Genomic DNA, 4,762 nt, shown 5'->3' with positions numbered 1-4,762 from the left:
CCTCCGCGACCCGGCGGGCCGCCGCCAGCCCGGGGCCGGGCGCGAACCGCGCCGACGGGTCCCAGCGCCCGGTGAGCGCCCAGCGCGCCACGACCTCGAACGGCTCCTCGGCGAGCTCGGCCGCCGGTCGTCCCCGGTAGTACAGCTCGCCGTCGTCGATCAGGGCGAAGTCCGTCTCGATCACCATCAGCGGGCGCCCCTCCGAGCGCACCGGCGCGGGGGAGGCGCGGCGGCGGCGCGCCGAGGCGAAGGCCTCCACGTCGAGCGGGTCGAACGTCGACCCGCCCGCGGTGCGCTCGCGGTGGAGGAGGCCGCGCGCGACGTACGCGTACAGGGTCTCCAGCTTGACGCCCAGGCGCTCTGCGGTCTGTTCGGCGGTGAGCCGCGGGAGGTCGCTCATATTGATCCGATCAACGTTGACGTACGCTTAATCCACGTACACACTACTGGCATGGACCGCATGAACGACACCCTCATCGACGTCCCGCGCGGGCTCGCCAACGTCGTCGCCGCCAGCACCGCCCTCGGCGACGTGCGCGGGCAGGAGGGCTTCTACCACTACCGCCAGTACTCGGCCATCGACCTCGCGCGCGAGCGCAGCTTCGAGGACGCCTGGTACCTGCTGCTGTTCGGCGAGCTGCCGTCGGCGGGGGAGCTCGCCGCCTTCCGGTCCCGCATCGCCGCCGCGCGCCGCATCCCGCATGCGGTCGCAGAACTGCTGCCGGCGATCGCCCGGCTGACTGCGGCCGGCGACGCGCTGGCCGGGCTCCGGATGGCCCTCGCCGCGGTCGCTGCGGCCGATGGGATGCGGCCGGTCTACGACGAGGACGAGGAGGCCCGGCTGCACGACGCGATCCGGGTCGCGGCGGTCACTCCGGTGCTGCTCGCCGCCCTGCACGCCCACGCGGAGGGCGGCACGCCGGTGGAGCCGCGCGACGACCTCGGGCACGTCGCCGACTACCTGCGGATGATCACCGGCCGCACCCCCGACGCCGCCCACGAGCACGCGCTCAGTACCTACCTGACCGCCGCGATCGACCACGGCTTCAACGCGTCGACCTTCACGGCCCGGGTCATCGCGTCCACCGGAGCGGACGTCGGCGCCGCGGTGGGCGGCGCGCTCGGCGCCCTATCCGGTCCGCTGCACGGCGGCGCGCCGAGCCGGGCGCTCGACACGCTCGACGCGATCGGGTCGCCGGACCGGATCGACGAGTGGATCACCGACACGGTGCGCTCGGGCGGCCGGGTGATGGGCTTCGGCCACGCGGTGTACCGCACCGAGGATCCCCGTTCGGTGCTGCTGAGGGAGGTCGCCCAGGGCTTCGGCGGGGACCGCGTGGACTTCGCGGTGCAGGTCGAGGAGCGCGTCCAGCAGCTGCTCGCCGAGCTGAAGACGGGACGGCAGCTGCACACCAACGTCGAGTTCTACGCCGGCGTCGTCATGGAGCTGTGCGGCATCCCGCGCGAGCTGTTCACGCCGACGTTCGCGGCGGCGCGGGTGGTGGGCTGGACGGCGCACATCCTGGAGCAGGCCGAGGACGGCAAGATCCTGCGGCCGTCGTCGCGGTACGTCGGCCCGGTGGCGCCGCAGCCTTTGCCGAGGACGACGCTCGCGGCCTGACCCGTTCCCGCCGCTGCTGGCGCTGTCGCGGTCCGCGCGGCGGGGCGTATCGTGCTGCTCGGGCGGCCACGTCAGCGGTCGCACGAGCGACGGAGGACGCCATGCGCGGAGCGGTGCGGCACGTGGAGTGGATCGGCGACGAGGATCCGGAGCGGCTGGAGGCGGCGGTCGTCACGTTCGCGCCCGACCGGCTGGACGCGCTGGGAACATCGCGCACGACGGACTACGTCACGAGCTGGGCGCTGGAGACCGGGCCGGACTGGGTGACCTCCCGGCTGTCGGTCGCGGTCGACGGCCGCGGTTTCACCCGCTGGCTCGTCCTCACCCGCGACGGCCACGGCCGGTGGGCCGCCGAGTCGTACGCGCACGGCGAGGACCGGTACCACGACGAGCCGCTGGCGGCGGCGGGGATCGCGGATCCCGGGAGCCTGGACGGCGCCCTGGACTGCGACCTGGCGCTCTGCCCGGTCACCAACACGATGCCGATCCTCCGGCTCGGCGCGCTGCGCGGCCTGGAGGAGACGGAGCTCACCATGGCCTGGGTCGACCTCCCGTCCCTCGCGGTGGTCGCGAGCCGCCAGGCGTACAGCGCGGCGGAGCCGTTCGAGCCGGGCGCCGGCCGCTCGGTCGTGCGCTACCGGAGCGTCGGCAGCGGCTTCACCGCCGACCTCGGCGTGGACGAGGACGGCCTCGTCATCGACTACCCGCGCCTCGCCCGCCGCATCCGCACCCGCACCCGCTGACCACCCGCACGCATCACCCAAGGGGCACGTTGTTGTCACTTGTGCGCCCGAAAAGTGACAACGACGTGCCCCTCGGCGAGAGGAGGTGGGAGTTACGGGGTGGGGGCGAGGGCGTCGTAATCGCGGAAGCCGCGGCGGACGCGCACGATCGTCGCGACCAGCACGACGATCAGGAGGCCGCCGAGCAGCGGCGGGAACCACAGCGCGCCGCTGAGCGCGAGCACGCCGATGTAGAGGTCGCCGAGCCGCGGGCCGCCGGTCACGACCACGGTGAAGACGCCCTGCAGCCGTCCGCGCATCACGTCGGGGGCCGACGCCTGCAGGATGGTCATCCGGAAGATCGAGCTCACGTTGTCCGCCGCGCCCGAGGCGGCGAGCAGCACGGTCGCGGCCACGAGCGCGGGGAGGTTCGCGTCGGCGATCGACGCGCTGCCGCCGGCCGTCCCGCTGAAGGCGACGACCGCCAGCACGATGCCGAACCCGAGGATCGCGGCGCCGTACACGATGATCGCCCGCTCCACCGCGCGACCCTGCCAGCGCACGCTCCCGAGCCGGCCGGAGAACACGCTCGACACGAGCGTGCCGACCGCGCCGGCGGCGGTCAGGATGCCCACCGTGACCGGTCCGCCGCCGATGAGCAGGGCGCCGACCGCCGGGAACAGCGCACGCGGCTGGCCGAACGTCATCGCGATCAGGTCGAGCACGAACGTCATCGACAGATTCGGCGCCGACTTCAGGAAGCGGAGCCCCTGCACGACCGACTTCAGTCCCGCGCGCTGCCGCTCGCCCTCCGGGAGGATCGACGGCAGCGTGAAGATCCCGAGGAACGCGGCGGTGAACAGGAGGACGTCGACCGTGTAGGTCCACGGGATGCCGACACTCGCGACGAGGAGGCCGGCGAGCGCGGGACCCACGGTGACCATGACGCCCGCGCTGATTCCGCCGAGCGCGCTCGCGGCGGGGAGCAGCCGGGCGGGGAGCAGCCGCGGCGTGATCGCCTGCCGGGTCGCGCCGATCATGACCGTGGCGACCGCGTTGATCGTCGTGAGCACGTACAGCGGCCACACCACCTGGATGTGCAGCCAGGCGAATGTCGCGATCCCCGCCGTGGAGGCCCACGCGACGACCGCGGTCACCAGAGCGACGATGCGCCGGTCGAACGCGTCCGCGAGGACTCCGCCGTACAGCCCGAACACGATCATCGGGCCGAGCGCGAACAGCGCGACGAGCGAGACGGCCAGTGTCGAGTGCGTGAGGTCGTAGATGTGCAGGCCGACGGCCACGACCGTCATCTGGCCGCCGATACCGGAGATCGCGCCGCCGAGCCAGAGCCGCGCGAAGGCCGGCGACTCCCTCAGCGGGCTGAGGTCGACGAAATGCTTCGCGTGGGCGAGCCGCGGCTCAGCGGGCCGGGTTCCCGGCGCGCTCGTATCGTCGGGCTCCTTGGTGCCCGGGGCCTCGCTGCCGGTCAGAAGCGGGGCTTCGTGCTGAGGGACACCGCCGCGAGAGAGAAGACGAGGCCGAAGGCCATGATCGTCACCGTGACCGCCTGCAGCACGACCTGCCAGATCGGCTCGAACGGCGTGACCGACACCCAGAGCCAGAGGACGGCGCCGATCAGCGTGATGACATAGCTGAAGGTGCGGCGTGCGTACAGCGCGTTGAGCGACACCACGGTGCCGGCGACCGTCATCTGGAAGAGCGGGAGGAACGCGTCGGCGTTGCCGGTCCAGGTCGCGACCAGGCTGATCACGCCGAGCACCAGGGTGACCAGCACGACGAGAGTGGCCAGCAGGTTGCCGAGCATCGGCGGGATCGTGCCGCTCAGGCTGCGGACGAGGCCGGTGTGCTCGTCGGTGACGTCGGTCTCTGCGGTGCGGGGTTCGGCGATGATGTGCGTGGTCACGTCGACGATCCTACCGCCCAGGCGGGCGGCGATTGCGAACATCGCGGACGGCGCCGGGCGGGCGGGTACGGTGGTGCCATGTCAGCCGCCCGTCGCCGCAGACCCCGGTTCAGCCTCCCCGACCGTGCCGTGCGTGCCGATGAGGCCGTCGCCCGCCGGATCAACCACCGCACGACCGGCCCGGGCGTCGACCGGTTCTGGCGGCTGCTCAGCGGGGCCGCGGACCACGGCACGCTCTGGTTCGCCGTGGCCGGCGTGCTCGTCGCCCTTGGGAGGCCGCGGGCGGCGGCGCGCGCGATCGTCTCGCTCGGCCTCGCAAGCCTGGTCGCCAACGTGGTGGGCAAACAGCTCGTCGGCGGCGACCGCCCGGCGCTCACCGCCATTCCGATCGCGCGCCGGCTCGACCGGTCGCCGACCTCGCCGTCCTTCCCGTCCGGCCACACGGCCAGCGCCGTGGCGTTCGCGACCGGTGTCGCGCTCGACGCGCCGGCG

Annotated in this window: 6 protein-coding genes; 3 read left to right on the top strand and 3 right to left on the bottom strand. The window is 73.3% G+C overall.

Annotated features, from left to right (window positions below):
* On the bottom strand, positions 1–400 hold a 400-nt coding region (locus tag AC3A3H_RS00190), incomplete at its 3' end, for a MerR family transcriptional regulator (RefSeq protein ID WP_487612514.1).
* Between the two features lie 51 nt (positions 401–451).
* Here AC3A3H_RS00190 and AC3A3H_RS00185 point away from each other — a divergent pair.
* Together AC3A3H_RS00185 and AC3A3H_RS00180 are read left to right on the top strand one after the other, a co-directional pair.
* Entirely contained in the window at positions 452–1,621 is a 1,170-nt protein-coding gene (locus AC3A3H_RS00185) for a citrate/2-methylcitrate synthase (protein ID WP_487612513.1), read from the top strand.
* A 101-nt stretch (positions 1,622–1,722) separates the two neighbouring features.
* Positions 1,723–2,364, top strand: coding sequence for a putative glycolipid-binding domain-containing protein (locus AC3A3H_RS00180; protein ID WP_487612512.1), 642 nt, complete (start codon positions 1,723–1,725; stop codon positions 2,362–2,364).
* A gap of 92 nt (positions 2,365–2,456) precedes the next feature.
* Here AC3A3H_RS00180 and AC3A3H_RS00175 read toward each other — a convergent pair whose 3' ends face one another.
* Together AC3A3H_RS00175 and AC3A3H_RS00170 are read right to left on the bottom strand one after the other, a co-directional pair.
* Positions 2,457–3,722, bottom strand: coding sequence for an MFS transporter (locus tag AC3A3H_RS00175; RefSeq protein ID WP_487612515.1), 1,266 nt, complete (start codon positions 3,720–3,722; stop codon positions 2,457–2,459).
* A gap of 110 nt (positions 3,723–3,832) precedes the next feature.
* On the bottom strand, positions 3,833–4,270 hold the full coding sequence (locus AC3A3H_RS00170; protein ID WP_487612511.1) for a hypothetical protein: 438 nt from the start codon (positions 4,268–4,270) through the stop codon (positions 3,833–3,835).
* Between the two features lie 78 nt (positions 4,271–4,348).
* Here AC3A3H_RS00170 and AC3A3H_RS00165 point away from each other — a divergent pair.
* A partial coding sequence (locus AC3A3H_RS00165; RefSeq protein ID WP_487612510.1) for a phosphatase PAP2 family protein occupies positions 4,349–4,762 on the top strand: 414 nt, incomplete at its 3' end.

This window comes from Leifsonia sp. Soil_N53 (genome assembly GCF_057655165.1).
The sequence above is the reverse complement of the archived record's forward strand: the minus strand, read 5'-3'. Positions and strand labels throughout refer to the sequence as shown.

Excerpts from the sequence above, each read along its gene's own strand:
- AC3A3H_RS00185 (WP_487612513.1), top strand. The coding sequence starts at position 452 with ATGGACCGCATGAACGACACCCTCATCGACGTCCCGCGCGGGCTCGCC.
- AC3A3H_RS00180 (WP_487612512.1), top strand. The coding sequence starts at position 1,723 with ATGCGCGGAGCGGTGCGGCACGTGGAGTGGATCGGCGACGAGGATCCG.